This window comes from Pseudomonas bharatica (assembly GCF_048586865.1).
GTDB classification, from domain to species: domain Bacteria; phylum Pseudomonadota; class Gammaproteobacteria; order Pseudomonadales; family Pseudomonadaceae; genus Aquipseudomonas; species Aquipseudomonas bharatica.
In genome coordinates this window covers 41,963-55,549 of sequence record NZ_JBMAWR010000022.1, presented here as the reverse complement: position 1 = coordinate 55,549, position 13,587 = coordinate 41,963, and the positions used below count along the sequence as shown (strand labels likewise).

Sequence of the window (13,587 nt, the reverse complement as noted above, 5' to 3'; positions counted from 1 at the left end):
GCCCGCGAAGGGCTGGATATATTTTCAGTGTTTCGAATGAGCGGGCTATCATACCCGCCAATTTCCCTTTGCGCTGAATGGAGTGCCCGATGACCGCCTTTGCCCTTCCCTATAGCCTGCATGTGCTGGCCGCCCTGGTGTGGGTCGGCGGCATGTTCTTCGCCTGGATGGTCTTGCGTCCGGCGGCCGCCACGGTGCTGGAGGGCCCGGCCCGCTTGCAATTGTGGCTGGAAGTGTTTTCCCGGTTCTTCAGTTGGGTATGGATCGCGATCCTGGCTCTGGCAGTCAGTGGTGTCGGGATGTTGCATATGCACTTCGGCACCCTCGACACCGCGCCGCGGCATGTGCAGGTGATGATTGGCGGCGGCATCGCGATGTTCGCGCTGTTCATGCGCATCCAGAGCCTGCTGCTACCGGAAATGCGCAAGGCAGTGGAGGCCGGGGACTGGGCAGCGGGCGCTGCCGTACTGGGAAAAATCAGGAAGATGGTGGGGATCAATCTGCTGCTGGGGATTGCCGTGGTATTGGTGGCAGCTACCCGGCTTTCCTTCTGACTTCAGGGCCTCATCGCTGGCTTGCCAGCGATGAGGCCCTGAAGAACAAAGAAGATTCAGAGGCGCTGAACACTCAACTCGCCAGCAGCCCCAGCCATCCCAGGCTGCCCTTCCAGCCCGGGCCGGCCATCGGCCCCGGCCTCGGTGCGATACACCAGGCAGCCCTTGCTCGCCCCACCCTGCCCGGCTTTGCCCGCTGCACCGGCCTTGCCCGGCGCCCCACCTTCAAGCCGCACCTTGATCTGTTCGACCGGGTAATCCGCCGGCAACGCCAGGCGCACCCGGCCACCGGCCGAGCCGTCGTGGCCGTCGCCACCGTTGTCGCCATTCGCCCCGCGACTGGCCGAACCCCAGGTGCAGCCGCCGGCCTTGCCATTGGCGCCATCCAGCCCGACATACCCCGGCGCTCCGGCGCCGCCCCGGGCGTCGATGGCCAGTACGGGCGCCTGCAACTGCTGCAAGCGCAGGTCGAGGTTGCGCCCCGGCCTGGCGGCGCGCTCATAGGTACCGGCCATGCCGGTGGCGGTAATCAGGCTGCCTTCATCCAGTTGCGCCCGTTGCACCGCGATGCGCAAGGTTTCATCGGCCGGCACCACGGAAATCCGCGCGTCACGCCCCAGGTGCAACTGGTCGACCTTGAGCTCCACCAGGCTGGCCGGCAAAACCAGGGTGGCCGAGTCCGCCACCTCGAGCCGCTCCAGGTGCACCACGCCGGCCTTGCCCGCCAGGCGCAACACCGAGTGGGGCTCGACGTTCAGGGAACCGGCCAGGGCCAGCGGGCTGAACATCGCAGTCAACAGCAACAGCTTACGCATGCGGTACTTCCTTGGGTGCGGGAATGGAGAGGATATGGAAGATGCCCACCAGGAGGATCTGCAAGCGGTCGAACCAACGGTGGCTGCGCTCGCGCAGGCGACCGTTATAGAACAGCACTTCCAGCAGGTGCAAGCCCAGCAGGGCGGCGCCCGCCAGGTTGATCAACTGATGGAAGGGTTTCTCCGCCGGCATCAGCAGATTGGCCAGCACCACCCACCAGAACAGCACGGTCAGGACCTTGAACAGGCCCAGCAGTGTTTTCATCCGTCGTTCTCCTCAAACCGTGGCGGCCCGTGCGCAAACGAACCGCCAGCGTTGCCGGATCAATTCAGATGCAGCTCGACCCGGCGATTCTGCGCACGCCCTTCGTCGGTTTCGTTGTCGGCCACCGGCTCGCTTTCGCCACGGCCCATGCTGGTGACTTTCTGCGGCGCGATGCCCTCGTTGATCAGCCAGGTCGCCACCGCCCCGGCACGCCGTTCGGAGAGCGCCTGGTTGTAGGCATCGGTGCCCTTGCTGTCGGTATGCCCGACCACCCGGATACTCAGGACCTGCGCACCGCTCAATCTTTCCACCAGCCCTTGCAGTTGCTGCCGGGCCGCCGGGGTCAGTTCGGCGGAATCGAAGGCGAACAGCACGTTGCCCTGGTCGCTCAGGGTAATCACCTCGGGCTGCGCCGGTTCAGGCTCGGCGACCTTCTGCGCAGGCGGGTACTGCGGCAACGGGCAGCCGTTGTGGCTGACGGGGGTGTTGGCCGGCGTATCCGGGCAACGGTCGCGGCGGTCGAAGACCCCGTCACCGTCCTGGTCGCCATCCTGGACGAAACAGATCAAGCCACCGGCAATGGCACCGGCCGCCGCGCCACCACCGGCCCAGGCCGAACTTTCGATGGCGCCGAGACCGCCACCGACCAGCCCGCCCAGCAGGCTGCAGATCGGCCAGGTACGTTGATTGAGCGGAGCGCTGCCGTCGCTGTGGGTTGCACAACCTGAAAGCAGGCCGGCTGCCAGTAACACCGGAAGCGCGGCCTTGGTGAGTGCGTTCATGGGGAAATGCCTCCTGTGTTACCGGCCATTACCGGCACACAGGAGTAAAGACCGGCCCGTGGCAGTTCTCAAGCCACGGGCCGCGGGACATCAACGCTGGATCTTGATCTCGGTACGGCGGTTCATGGCCCGGCCTTCCGCGGTTTTGTTATCGGCGACCGGCTGGCTTTCACCTGCGCCGCTGACGCGGCCGAAGTAGCCCCGTGGCACGCCGCTCTCGATCAAATATTCAACGACCGAGTGCGCACGCCTGTCGGACAGCTTCTGGTTGTAAGCGTCGGAGCCGACACTGTCGGTATGTCCGGTCACGGTCAGTTGCACACCCTCTTTCTCTGCCCGCAGGCGTTCGGCGATGGTGTTCAGGCGCGACTTGTCGGCGGCGGTCAGCTTGTCGGAGTCGAAGGCGAAGTGCACATCACGGATGACGATGGTTTCCTCCTTCACCACCACCACTTCCTCGACCACAGGCGGTGCGGGCGGAGCCAGCGGGCAACCGGTGGCATCCACCGGAGTGCCACGCGGCGTGCCCGGGCACTTGTCGCGGCTGTCCGGTACGCCATCGCCGTCTTCATCGCCATCACCATGCACCCAGCAATAGGCAGCCGCCATCGAGCCGCCCACCAGCGCGCCCCAACCCGCCCAACTGCTGCTTTCAATGGCGCCCAACGCGGCACCGCCGACACCCCCGACCGCCGCGCATTTCGGCCAGTCGGTCTTTTGCAGACCTGCACAACCAGTCAGTACGCTGGTTAGCAGAACCAGAGGTAAAGCTGTGCGAACTATGCTCATCTGTTGCTTCTCCATGGGAAATGTGCCTTGCGGTACCGCTGCTCTGGGAGTAAAGACCGCCGATTCCATCTCCGCCAGCAATAAGCCATGACGCGAAAGCCTTTGCCCGCTAGGCTTGGCGGAACAGACGAGGATCTTCGATGACCGAGAGTTTTTCTTCGCGCACGCCACAACAGGCCCTGGCGGCGCTGCTGGATCACTACGCCCCGCATAGCGTGCTGCTGGTGGGTGCGTCCTTCCCTGCACTCGACGCCTTCGCCGCAGCGCATCCGCAAGCCACCATCGATATCGCCAGCCCCGGCCCGCTGCCGGCGGAACTGGCCGGCAAGCGCTACGACCTGGCGTTGCTGGTGGATTGCCTGGAGCACCTGGAGAAACGCGACGGCCTGCAACTGCTGGGCGGCATACGCAATCTCAATGCCAGCCGTATCGCCGTGCTCGCCGACAAGGGCGCCAGCCAATGGCAAGACCGCGACTTCTACTCCCTGGCCTTGCAGGCCAGCGAGCGTTTCCGCCGCGACGAGCAGGTGCTCGACCTGTTCACCTACGACGTGCGCGACTACAAGCAGGTCCCGGACTGGCTCAACGCCAAGTTCTGGGCCAACCCGCAAAATTTCGGCAAGTACTGGTGGTGACACGATGAGCGTTTCGGTTTGTCCCTGCGGCAGCGGCAACCTGCTGGACGCCTGCTGCGGGCATTATCACGCCGGGCATCCGGCTCCCGACGCCCAGGCCCTGATGCGCTCGCGCTACAGCGCCTATGTGCTGGGCCTGGTCGATTACCTGGTGGCGACCACCCTGCCGGTGCAGCAGGCCGGGCTCGACCGCGCAGCCATTGCCGCGTGGAGCGCCCAAAGCACCTGGCTGGGACTGGAGGTTGAATCGGCCGAGGTGTTCGGCGGCCAGCCCGAGCATGCCTTCGTGACCTTCACTGCGCGCTGGCACGACCTGGACGGTGAACACAGCCACCGTGAGCGCTCGGCCTTCGTGCAGAACCAGGGCCGCTGGTATTTCATCGACCCGACCGTGGGCCTCAAGGCCGGGCGCAACGACGCCTGCCCCTGCGCCAGCGGGCAGAAGTTCAAGAAATGCTGTTCGAGCTACGTCGGTAACTGAGCATGGCGACGCTGGCGCGGCTGCTGCTGTTCAGCCTGTTGCTGGGCCTGGGCGGTTGTGCCAGCTGGTTCGACAGCGACTGGCGCGAACCGCAAGTGCACCTGGTCAGGATCGAAACGGTGAAGGCGCGCCTGCTGCAGCAGCACTTCATCCTTCACCTGCGTATCGATAACCCCAACGACAGCACCCTGCAGGTTCGCGGCCTGAGCTATGCCGTACGCCTCAACGACATGCTGCTGGCCGAAGGCGACGACGGCCAGTGGTTGCGGGTCGATGCCCATGGCAGCCGGATCTTCAGGGTCGAGGTGCGCACCAACCTGTGGAAGCACGCCAGGCCGGTGGCGAAGATGCTACGCCAGCACACGCCCCTGCATTACCGCCTCGAGGGCACGCTGCGCACCGGATTATTCTTCGCCCGCGACCTGCACTTGGCGCGCAGTGGTGAGATAATCCCCAGCGATTTTTTCCCGGAGTAACCTGCAATGAACCAGCAACCCCACGTCCACGGCCCAGACTGCAACCACGACCACGATCATCACCACGACCACGGCCATGTGCATGGCCCGCACTGCAACCACGGCCACCAGGAGCCGGTGCGCAACGCCCTGAAGGACGTCGGTCGCAACGATCCTTGCCCGTGCGGCAGCGAGAAGAAATTCAAGAAGTGCCACGGCGCCTGAGTATTTCAGTCTGTAACAGCGGTCGGGCTTTGTGGTATCCATGACGCCCACCGCTGCGCTGGAGCGCAGCAGACTGACGGAGCGCCTCATGATCGATCTGTACTACTGGACCACCCCCAACGGCCACAAGATCAGCCTGTTCCTTGAGGAGACCGGCCTTCCCTACCGGATCCACCCGATCAACATCGGCAAAGGCGAGCAATTCGCCGCCGACTTCCTGAAAATCGCCCCCAACAACCGCATCCCGGCCATTGTCGACCACGACACGGCGGACGGCCAGCCATTGTCGCTGTTCGAATCCGGGGCCATCCTGCTCTACCTCGCCGAGAAAACCGGAAAATTCATTCCCCAGGACCTGCGCGGCCGCCAGGAAGTCCTGCAATGGCTGTTCTGGCAGATGGGCGGTCTCGGCCCGATGGCCGGGCAGAACCACCATTTCAACCGCTTCGCGCCGGAAAAGATTCCCTACGCGATCAAACGCTACGTCGACGAGACCGCGCGCCTGTACGGCGTGTTGAACAAGCGCCTGGCCGACCGACCGTTCGTCGCCGGAGAGGCCTACAGCATCGCCGATATGGCGATCTATCCGTGGATCGTTTCGCACAAGTGGCAGGAGCAGAATCTTGACGATTTCCCTCACCTGAAGGCCTGGTTCGAAGGTATTCAGGCGCGTCCGGCGACCCAGCGCGCCTACGCCCTGGTGGAGAAGATCAACCCGCCGCAGAAATAAGCGCCCATGGCCAGCGCGCGGCTTTGCAAATAAAGCCCGCGCCCCTGCTTGCATGGCGCTGGCGCGCTCACTAACGTAGCGCCTTTCGCCGCCAGCCTTCCCCTTGCATGCAGGAGCTTCGCCATGGCCTCGCCAGCCTTTCCCCTTTCACGTCTGCGCTTCGGCGTCGCTGCGGCCGCGCTCGGCCTGCTAAGCCTCGGCGGTTGCCAGATGGGCAATGTCCGCGACAGCGTGCCGCCCAGCGTCGGCGTGCAACCGCTCAAGGGCCTGGCGAACAACGTGTCGGTACGGCGCAGCGCCCAAGGCCTGCCGCTGATCGAAAGCAGCTCCTTCCATGACGCCCTGTTCAGCCTCGGCTACGTGCATGCCTCGGACCGCATCGGGCAGATGCTGGCCATGCGCCTGCTGGCCCAGGGACGCCTGGCCGAGATGGCCGGCGCCGACGCCCTGGATGCCGATCGCTTCATGCGCGCGGCCAACCTGCGGCAGAGCGCCAGCCAGCTCTACGCCGACGCCTCGCCACGGGTGAAGCGCTTCTTCGAGGTGTATGCCCGGGGCGTCAACGCCTACCTGTTCCGTTACCGCGAAAAACTGCCTTCGCCGATTGCCGGCTATCGCCCGGAATACTGGAAGGCCGAGGACTCGGCGCTGGTCTTCGCCCTGTACAGCTTCAGCCAGTCGGTGAACCTGCAGGAAGAACTGGCGGCCCTGACCCTGGCGCAGAAAGTCGGCGCCGACAAACTGGCATGGCTACTGCCGACCTACCCGGACGAACCGCTGGCCGAGGCCGAGGCAGACAAGCTCAAGGGCCTCAACCTCGCCAGCCAGTTGCCCGGCCTGGCCTCGGTGAGCGCCGTCAGTGCGCAACTGGCTGCCTTCAATGTGCTCGGCAGCGGCAATTCAGCCAACTGGGCCATCGCCCCGCAGCGCAGCCGCAGCGGCAAGAGCCTGCTGGCCGCCGACAGCCAGGGCGCCTGGGTGCTGAGCCCTGTGCAGATTCGCACCGGCAAGTACCAGGCCGCCGGCTTCACCCTGCCGGGCCTGCCGTTCGTGCTCTCCGGTTTCAACGGCGCGCTGGCCTGGAGCAGCAGCGCGGTAATGGGCGACAACCAGGACCTGTACCTGGAGAAACTGCGTCGCAGCGGCAACCAATTGAGCTACGAAGTGGACGGCCGCTGGCAGCCGGCGCGCGCGCGCAACGAGACCTACATCATCAAGGGCCGCAGCCCGCTGCGCGAGGTCATCTACGAAACCGGCCACGGCACGCTGCTCACGGGCGCCCAGGGCGGCCTTGGCCTGGCCCTGAAAATGCCCGATCTCAAGGGCGATCGCAGCCTCGATGCGCTGTTCGACCTGAGCCGCGCGCGCAATGTCGAGCGGGCCTCCGAAGCCAGCCGCGAGATCGGTGCGGCAGCATTGAACATGATCTTCGCCGACGCCAGCAACATTGGCTGGCAGGTCACCGGACGCTATCCGAACCGTCGCGAAGGCCAGGGCCTGGTACCGTCGCCGGGCTGGGAAAGCCGCTACGACTGGGACGGTTACGCCGACCCGATGTTGCACCCCTACGACCAGGACCCGATGCAGGGCTGGCTCGGTACCGCCAACCAGCGCAGCGCCCCCAAGGGCTACGGCATGCAGTTGTCCAGCAGTTGGTCCTATCCGGAGCGGGCCGAGCGCCTGGCGCAACTGGCCGGCAATGGCAAGCATGACGGTCGCAGCCTGATCGCCATGCAGAACGACCAGACCACGCTGTTCGCCGCCAGGCTCAAGGCGATGTTCGAAGCCCCGGGCATGGCCCAGCCGCTGAAAAAGGCCATCGAGGCCCTGCCGCCGGAGCACAAGGCCAGGGCCCGCGAGGCCTATACCCGGTTGATGGCTTTCGATGGACGTCTTAGCCAGACCTCTACCGATGCCGCGATCTACGAGCTGTTCCTGCAGGAAAGCACCAAGGCCATCTTCCTCGACGAACTGGGCCCGGAGTCGGGCCCGGCCTGGCAGGCGTTCGTCAGCACCGCGCGATCCTCCTACTCGGCTCAGGCCGACCACCTGCTGGGCCGGGACGACAGCCCGTTCTGGGATGACCGCAACACCCCGGCAAAAGAAGACAAACCGACGATCCTGGCCCGCAGCCTTGCCGCGGCGATCAGCGAAGGCGAGCGGCAGATGGGCGCGGACCGCCGTACCTGGCAATGGGGACGCCTGCACCAGTACCAATGGCCGGCGGCGAACCTGTTCGGCATTGGCGACAACGTCGAGCGTCGGGCCCAGGCAACCGGTGGCGACCACAGCACGCTGAATCCATCGGGCTATGCCTGGGGCCAGGATTTCAAGGCCTCGTTGCCTTCGTCGATACGCATGGTGGTGGACTTCGGCCAGGCCGAGCCGTTGCAGGTGCTGACCAGCGCCGGGCAATCGGGGAACCCGGCAAGCCCGCAATTCAACGGGCTGGACGGCTGGTTCCGCGGGCAGTACCAGAGCGTGCCGTTGCAGGGACAGAACCATGAGCGGGTGTTCGGCAGCAAGCGGCTGACCCTGGTGCCTGGCAAGTAAGTGCACATTCGGTCCCTTGTGGGAGCGGGTTTACCCGCGATGACGGTGGTGAATTCACCGGCGTAATCGCGGGTGAACCCGCTCCCACAGGGTCCGCAGTGCGCCAGACAAATCGAACCACCAGACCAACCATTGCTCTATCGATACAAGCCCACCCACTCCGGCCCCACGCCCATGGACCTTGTCATCGCCCGCCCCGAAGGCCTGTACTGCCCACCCGGCGACTTCTACATCGACCCCTGGCGTCCGGTAGACCGCGCGGTCATCACCCATGGCCACGGCGACCATTCCCGCCCCGGCAACCAGCATTACCTCTGCGCCGAGCCCGGTGCGGGCATCCTGCGCAGCCGGCTCGGCGCAGACATTAACCTGCAGACTCTGCCCTACGGCCAGACGCTGCTGCACCATGGCGTCACCCTCAGCTTCCACCCTGCCGGCCATGTCCTCGGCTCGGCCCAGGTGCGCCTGGAATACCAGGGCGAGGTCTGGGTCGCGTCGGGCGACTACAAGGTCGAGCCCGACGGCACCTGCGCGCCGTTCGAGCCGGTGCGCTGCCATACCTTCATCACCGAATCCACCTTCGGCCTGCCTATCTACCGCTGGCAACCCCAGCAGGAGATCTTCGAACAGATCAACGCCTGGTGGCGCGACAACCAGGCCAAGGGCAAGGCCAGCGTGCTGTTTTCCTACGCGTTCGGCAAAGCACAGCGCATTCTTCACGGGATCGATGCCAGTATTGGCCCGATCCTCGCCCATGGCTCGGTGGAGCCGCTGAACCGCGTCTACCGCGAGGCCGGGGTGTACATCCCGGAAACCCGCTACGCCGGCGATATCCCACGCAACGACCCGTTGCTGCGCCAGGCCCTGATCATCGCCCCGCCGTCCGCCGGCGGAAGCAGCTGGATGCGCCGCTTCGGCGACTACAGCGATGCCTTCGCCAGCGGCTGGATGCGCTTGCGCGGCACGCGGCGGCGGCGCGGGGTGGATCGCGGCTTCGTGCTTTCGGACCATGCCGACTGGCCCGGCCTGCTCTGGGCCATCGGGCAGACCGGCGCCGAACGGGTGATGGTCACCCACGGTTCGGTGCAGGTGCTGGTGCGCTACCTCAAGGAGCAGGGCCTCGATGCCCGGGGCTTCGTCACCGAGTACGGTGAGGAAGACGATGCCAACACTAGTGGCGAGGCCGAAGCATGAAGGCCTTCGCCGAGCTGTACCTGCGCCTCGACGCCACGACCTCCAGCAACGCCAAGCTGCAGGCCTTGCAGGACTACTTCGCTCAGGCCCCGGCCGAGGATGCCGCCTGGGCGGTGTACTTCCTTTCCGGGGGACGCCCTCGGCAACTGGTGCCGACCCGCCTGCTGCGCGAGCTGGCCGTGCGCCTGTCGGGCCTGCCCGAGTGGTTGTTCGAAGAGAGCTACCAGGCGGTGGGTGACCTGGCCGAGACCTTCTCCCTGCTGCTGCCGGAGACCGAGCACAGCAGCGATGCCGGGCTGGCGTACTGGGTCGAGGAACAACTGCTGCCCCTGCGTGGGCTGGCGCCCACTGACCTGGCCGAACGCCTGCCGCCCCTGTGGGCGCAACTGGACCGCAACAGCCTGCTGGTGTGCATGAAACTGATCACCGGCAGCTTCCGGGTGGGCGTATCGAAACTGCTGGTGACCCGCGCCCTGGCACAACTGGCCGACCTTGATGCCAAGCAGGTCGCCCAGCGCCTGGTCGGCTATACCGACCTGCGCCACAGCCCCACACCCGAGGGCTACCTGGCCCTCATCGCCCCGCCCAGCGCCGAGGAACATGCGCAGCGCGGTGGCCAGCCCTACCCGTTCTTCCTGGCCCATGCCCTGCAACAGCCGGTGGAGCAGTTCGACGCCCTGCTCGGCCCGGTCGGCGACTGGCAAGCGGAATGGAAGTGGGACGGTATTCGCGCGCAACTGGTCAAGCGCGACGGGCAACTGTGGATCTGGTCGCGCGGCGAGGAACTGGTCACCGAGCGCTTTCCCGAACTCCATGCCGTCGCCGCCTGCCTGGCGGACGGCACGGTGCTCGATGGCGAGATCGTGGTGTGGAAGCCCGACACGCGCACCGATGCCATCGCCGTACAGCCCTTCGCCCTGTTGCAGCAGCGTATCGGACGCAAAACCCTGGGCAAGAAACTGCTGGCCGATGCACCGGTGGCCTTGCTGGCCTACGACCTGCTGGAGTGGCAGGGCGAGGACTGGCGCAACCGGCCGCAGTACCAGCGGCGCCAGCAACTGGAACAGGTGGTCGGCAATTGCGCGGCATCGGTACTGCAACTGTCGCCGGTACTGACCGCCAGTGACTGGAATGATCTGGCCCGACAGCGCGAAGCGTCGCGCAGCCTGGGAGTCGAAGGGCTGATGCTCAAGGCCCGGGAATCGCTCTACGGCGTGGGACGGACCAAGGACATGGGCGTGTGGTGGAAGTGGAAGATCGATCCGTTCACCGTGGATGCAGTGCTGATCTATGCGCAGCGCGGACATGGCCGGCGCGCCAGCCTGTACAGCGACTACACCTTTGCCGTCTGGGATGCGCCGGCGGGCTCGCCGGAACGCAGCCTGGTGCCCTTTGCAAAGGCCTATTCCGGGCTGAGCGATGCCGAAATGCGCAGCGTCGATGCACTGATCCGCAAGACCACCATCGAAACCTTCGGCCCGGTACGCAGCGTGACGCCGAGCATGGTCTTCGAACTGGCCTTCGAAGGCATTGCCCTGTCGAAACGGCACAAGAGCGGGATCGCGGTACGCTTCCCGCGAATGCTGCGCTGGCGGCAGGACAAGCCGGTGGAGGAAGCGGATGACCTGGCGACGTTGCAGGGGTTGCTCAGTTGACCAGGGCCTTGTGGTGCTGCTGATGGCCTCTCGCTGGCAAGCCAGCTCCCACAGAGGCCCTGTGGGAGCTGGCTTGCCAGCGAGAGGCCATCAGCATCGACAACAACCCTTACCTGACCCGCAACCCCCGCATCACCACCAACGCAAAAGCCACGACCACCACCGCCACCACCCCGCTGGTCACCATCACCCCTTCCCGGAACGCCAGCCCCGCCGCCGGCGCCAGCCCGTCCACGGCATAAGCCTCGGCCAGCGTTGCCGCAGAAATCCCATCAGGCACCACCAGCGACAGTCGATACACCGCCGCCACCGCCCCGCCAATCAAGGTGGTCCCCAGTACCACCCCGACCTCGTACGCCGTCTCGCTCACCGACGAAGCACTCCCTGCGCGATCCGCCGGCACGCTACCCAGCACCAGGTCATTGGACACGCTGGTGATCGCCGCCACGCTGACATTCAGCAAAAGGAAGGCGATGCCCAGGCTCAGCACCGTGGCCTCCACCAGCGCCATCAGCGCAAAGGCCGCCGCCGCGCCAAGCAGGCACAAGGCAATCAGGCGATTCGGCGCCACCCGCTGCGCGACCGGCACCACGGCCATCCCGGCCATGATCGCCAGCGCCTGCCCCGGCACCAGCACCAGGCAGGCCGCCAGCGGCGACAAGCCGAACACCAGTTGCAGCAACTGGGTAGCAAAGAAGATGAAACCGATCAGCAAGCCGAGGCTGACCAGGTTGACCAGGATCGACACGCTGAACGTCGGTCGGCGGAACAACCGCAGATCGAGCAGCGGCTGGTCCAGTCGCAGTTGCCGGCGCACGAACAGCAGCCCCCAGGCTGCGCCCGCGAGCAGGCAGAGCACCGCCTGGGCATCGAGGCCCGTAGTCGCGGCATGCTTGAGGCCGAGCATGACCCCGGTCATCGCGGCGAGGCTGAGCAGGATGCTGGCCAGGTCGATGCCGCCCCCGGCCTGCCGCTCGGTCTCCGTGATTGAGGGCGCCAGCAGCAAAACCGGCAACAGGAACGGCAAGGTCACCAGGAAGACCGAGGGCCAGTCGAAGAACTGCAACAGCACCCCGCCCAGCAGCGGCCCCAGCGCCGAGCCGAGGGTCAGGCAGGTGGCCCAGACCGCCACAGCGACCCGCCGCTCCTCACGGTCGGGAAAGGCGCTGCTGATCAGTGCCAGGGTCGCCGGCAGGATCATCGCCCCGAAGACGCCAAGCAGCGCTCGACCGGCGATCAGTTGCCAGGGCTGCTGGGACAGCGCCAGCAGCAAGGAAACCACGGCGAAACCGCCGCAGCCGATGAACAGCAGGCGCCGGTGACCAAGCCGGTCGCCGCTGCTGCCCATGGTGACCAGCAATCCGGCCAGCACCAGCGAATAGGCGTCGATCATCCACAGTTGCGCGGCGGCGCCAGGGTTCAGGTCTGCTGCAATCCGTGGCAGGGCAAAGTTGAGGATGGTGTTATCGATGGTAACCAGCAGGACCGGCAGCATGATCACCAGCAGTGCCGCTCCCTTGGCGCGATCCCGCATCATCGAGAACAGAGGGCTTGACGCTTCGTGCATCGGGTAAATCTCCTTGGTACAGGTTCAACAGATTGAAAAGCCGCGTGCAGGTCCGGCTGTATCCGGCGGCCCCCGGACCGAACCAATGGCGCACCGCATCAAGCTCGGCGGCGAAGGCATCCGCCGAGTCCTGGCGGCAAAACTGGTGCAGCAGATCCAGCCCGCCGGCGAGGTGCTCGCGCTGGCGGGCGCCATGGCGGTTGTGGCGCTGGATATCCCAGTAGGTCTGCGGCGGGTTGTGCAGGATGCGCGCGGCCAGCGCGAGCAGCGCCTGCATCGGCGGCGGTGCCAGTTCGGCCAGCAGCCCGGGATCGCACTCGCTGCGTTGCAGGGCAAAGGCAAAGGCCATGACCGCCGCATGGGGCAGTGTCTGGCACACCGCCATGGTCCGGTCATGCGCCTCGGGGCCCAGATGCCGCACGCGCATGCCCTGCCCGGCGAGCAAGGTGGCGAAGCGCGCCCCCGCCGCGCCGGGTTCGCGTTCGCACAACACCACCGGGCGGCCGCGGCAATCCAGGGTCGGCGAGAACATCGGGTTGATCCCCAGCGACGGCACACCCGGCAGCAACCTTCCGGCACATTCCTGGAACGGTTGCTGCACCGAACAGGTATTGACCAGCAGGCGCAGCGCCGGCATCGCCCCCGCACAGCGCTCCAGCACCTGCAAGGCGACCTCCTCGGGCAGGGCCAGGACCAGGGCCGTGGTGGTTTCGAGCAGCTCGGGCGCCTGCGCCGGCAGGTCGAGGGCGTCCATCACCCGCTGGTCGAAGGCGCGCCCGGCAGGCTCCCGGTCGATGATCAATGGTGCATGGCCGGCATCGGCCAGCAGCCCGGCAATAAAGCGTCCGACGATGCCGGCGCCGCCGACGACCAGATAGTTGTCCAAG

Annotated in this window: 15 protein-coding genes; 9 read left to right on the top strand and 6 right to left on the bottom strand. The window is 66.0% G+C overall.

Annotated elements, in window-relative coordinates:
* Window positions 1-89: 89 nt before the first annotated feature.
* The gene (locus tag ACKLLE_RS21375) at window positions 90-554 is read left to right on the top strand and encodes a CopD family protein (protein ID WP_420059011.1); all 465 of its coding nucleotides are present in this window, start codon (window positions 90-92) and stop codon (window positions 552-554) included.
* Between the two features lie 56 nt (window positions 555-610).
* On the opposite strand, the gene ACKLLE_RS21370 is transcribed toward ACKLLE_RS21375, so the two are convergent.
* From ACKLLE_RS21370 to ACKLLE_RS21355, 4 genes are all read right to left on the bottom strand, one after another.
* Window positions 611-1,369 (bottom strand): collagen-like protein, encoded by a 759-nt coding sequence (locus ACKLLE_RS21370; RefSeq protein ID WP_420059010.1) that lies wholly within the window; start codon window positions 1,367-1,369, stop codon window positions 611-613.
* A complete protein-coding gene (locus ACKLLE_RS21365) occupies window positions 1,362-1,634 on the bottom strand; it encodes a DUF1145 domain-containing protein (RefSeq protein WP_009398581.1) in 273 nt (90 codons plus the stop codon). The genes ACKLLE_RS21370 and ACKLLE_RS21365 overlap by 8 nt, the downstream gene beginning before the upstream one ends.
* A gap of 59 nt (window positions 1,635-1,693) precedes the next feature.
* A complete protein-coding gene (locus tag ACKLLE_RS21360) occupies window positions 1,694-2,416 on the bottom strand; it encodes a PA1041 family peptidoglycan-binding anchor lipoprotein (protein ID WP_064303723.1) in 723 nt (240 codons plus the stop codon).
* 90 nt (window positions 2,417-2,506) lie between these two features.
* A complete protein-coding gene (locus tag ACKLLE_RS21355) occupies window positions 2,507-3,205 on the bottom strand; it encodes a PA1041 family peptidoglycan-binding anchor lipoprotein (RefSeq protein ID WP_420059009.1) in 699 nt (232 codons plus the stop codon).
* Window positions 3,206-3,345: 140 nt separating this feature from the next.
* Here ACKLLE_RS21355 and ACKLLE_RS21350 point away from each other — a divergent pair, with 140 nt between their 5' ends.
* The 8 genes from ACKLLE_RS21350 to ACKLLE_RS21315 all read left to right on the top strand — a co-directional run bounded on the left by ACKLLE_RS21350 (window position 3,346) and on the right by ACKLLE_RS21315 (window position 11,133).
* Complete coding sequence (locus ACKLLE_RS21350) at window positions 3,346-3,840, top strand: DUF6231 family protein (RefSeq protein WP_064303722.1); 495 nt, start codon at window positions 3,346-3,348, stop codon at window positions 3,838-3,840.
* Between the two features lie 4 nt (window positions 3,841-3,844).
* Window positions 3,845-4,321: a YchJ family protein gene (locus ACKLLE_RS21345; protein WP_009398572.1), complete on the top strand. Its 477-nt coding sequence runs from the start codon at window positions 3,845-3,847 to the stop codon at window positions 4,319-4,321.
* 2 nt (window positions 4,322-4,323) lie between these two features.
* Complete coding sequence (locus ACKLLE_RS21340) at window positions 4,324-4,797, top strand: LEA/WHy family protein (RefSeq protein WP_420059008.1); 474 nt, start codon at window positions 4,324-4,326, stop codon at window positions 4,795-4,797.
* A gap of 6 nt (window positions 4,798-4,803) precedes the next feature.
* Complete coding sequence (locus ACKLLE_RS21335) at window positions 4,804-5,001, top strand: SEC-C metal-binding domain-containing protein (protein ID WP_064303720.1); 198 nt, start codon at window positions 4,804-4,806, stop codon at window positions 4,999-5,001.
* An 88-nt stretch (window positions 5,002-5,089) separates the two neighbouring features.
* Window positions 5,090-5,731 carry a glutathione binding-like protein gene (locus ACKLLE_RS21330; protein ID WP_009394438.1) on the top strand — a complete coding sequence of 214 codons (642 nt, stop codon included), beginning with the start codon at window positions 5,090-5,092 and terminating at the stop codon, window positions 5,729-5,731.
* A 123-nt stretch (window positions 5,732-5,854) separates the two neighbouring features.
* Window positions 5,855-8,284: a penicillin acylase family protein gene (locus tag ACKLLE_RS21325; RefSeq protein WP_420059007.1), complete on the top strand. Its 2,430-nt coding sequence runs from the start codon at window positions 5,855-5,857 to the stop codon at window positions 8,282-8,284.
* A 174-nt stretch (window positions 8,285-8,458) separates the two neighbouring features.
* Entirely contained in the window at window positions 8,459-9,478 is a 1,020-nt protein-coding gene (locus tag ACKLLE_RS21320; RefSeq protein ID WP_420059006.1) for a ligase-associated DNA damage response exonuclease, read from the top strand.
* Entirely contained in the window at window positions 9,475-11,133 is a 1,659-nt protein-coding gene (locus tag ACKLLE_RS21315; protein WP_420059005.1) for an ATP-dependent DNA ligase, read from the top strand. Before ACKLLE_RS21320 ends, ACKLLE_RS21315 begins: the two co-directional genes overlap by 4 nt.
* Window positions 11,134-11,242: 109 nt before the next feature.
* Here ACKLLE_RS21315 and ACKLLE_RS21310 read toward each other — a convergent pair whose 3' ends face one another.
* Together ACKLLE_RS21310 and ACKLLE_RS21305 are read right to left on the bottom strand one after the other, a co-directional pair.
* On the bottom strand, window positions 11,243-12,700 hold the full coding sequence (locus ACKLLE_RS21310; protein ID WP_420059004.1) for an MFS transporter: 1,458 nt from the start codon (window positions 12,698-12,700) through the stop codon (window positions 11,243-11,245).
* Complete coding sequence (locus ACKLLE_RS21305; RefSeq protein WP_420059003.1) at window positions 12,597-13,586, bottom strand: prephenate dehydrogenase dimerization domain-containing protein; 990 nt, start codon at window positions 13,584-13,586, stop codon at window positions 12,597-12,599. Before ACKLLE_RS21305 ends, ACKLLE_RS21310 begins: the two co-directional genes overlap by 104 nt.
* Between the last annotated feature and the right edge of the window lies 1 nt (window position 13,587).

Coding starts and splice junctions, on each gene's coding strand:
- ACKLLE_RS21355 (WP_420059009.1), bottom strand. CDS start 3,205: ATGAGCATAGTTCGCACAGCTTTACCTCTGGTTCTGCTAACCAGCGTA.
- ACKLLE_RS21360 (WP_064303723.1), bottom strand. CDS start 2,416: ATGAACGCACTCACCAAGGCCGCGCTTCCGGTGTTACTGGCAGCCGGC.
- ACKLLE_RS21350 (WP_064303722.1), top strand. CDS start 3,346: ATGACCGAGAGTTTTTCTTCGCGCACGCCACAACAGGCCCTGGCGGCG.
- ACKLLE_RS21325 (WP_420059007.1), top strand. CDS start 5,855: ATGGCCTCGCCAGCCTTTCCCCTTTCACGTCTGCGCTTCGGCGTCGCT.
- ACKLLE_RS21310 (WP_420059004.1), bottom strand. CDS start 12,700: ATGCACGAAGCGTCAAGCCCTCTGTTCTCGATGATGCGGGATCGCGCC.
- ACKLLE_RS21315 (WP_420059005.1), top strand. CDS start 9,475: ATGAAGGCCTTCGCCGAGCTGTACCTGCGCCTCGACGCCACGACCTCC.
- ACKLLE_RS21365 (WP_009398581.1), bottom strand. CDS start 1,634: ATGAAAACACTGCTGGGCCTGTTCAAGGTCCTGACCGTGCTGTTCTGG.
- ACKLLE_RS21320 (WP_420059006.1), top strand. CDS start 8,459: ATGGACCTTGTCATCGCCCGCCCCGAAGGCCTGTACTGCCCACCCGGC.
- ACKLLE_RS21375 (WP_420059011.1), top strand. CDS start 90: ATGACCGCCTTTGCCCTTCCCTATAGCCTGCATGTGCTGGCCGCCCTG.
- ACKLLE_RS21370 (WP_420059010.1), bottom strand. CDS start 1,369: ATGCGTAAGCTGTTGCTGTTGACTGCGATGTTCAGCCCGCTGGCCCTG.
- ACKLLE_RS21345 (WP_009398572.1), top strand. CDS start 3,845: ATGAGCGTTTCGGTTTGTCCCTGCGGCAGCGGCAACCTGCTGGACGCC.
- ACKLLE_RS21340 (WP_420059008.1), top strand. CDS start 4,324: ATGGCGACGCTGGCGCGGCTGCTGCTGTTCAGCCTGTTGCTGGGCCTG.
- ACKLLE_RS21330 (WP_009394438.1), top strand. CDS start 5,090: ATGATCGATCTGTACTACTGGACCACCCCCAACGGCCACAAGATCAGC.
- ACKLLE_RS21335 (WP_064303720.1), top strand. CDS start 4,804: ATGAACCAGCAACCCCACGTCCACGGCCCAGACTGCAACCACGACCAC.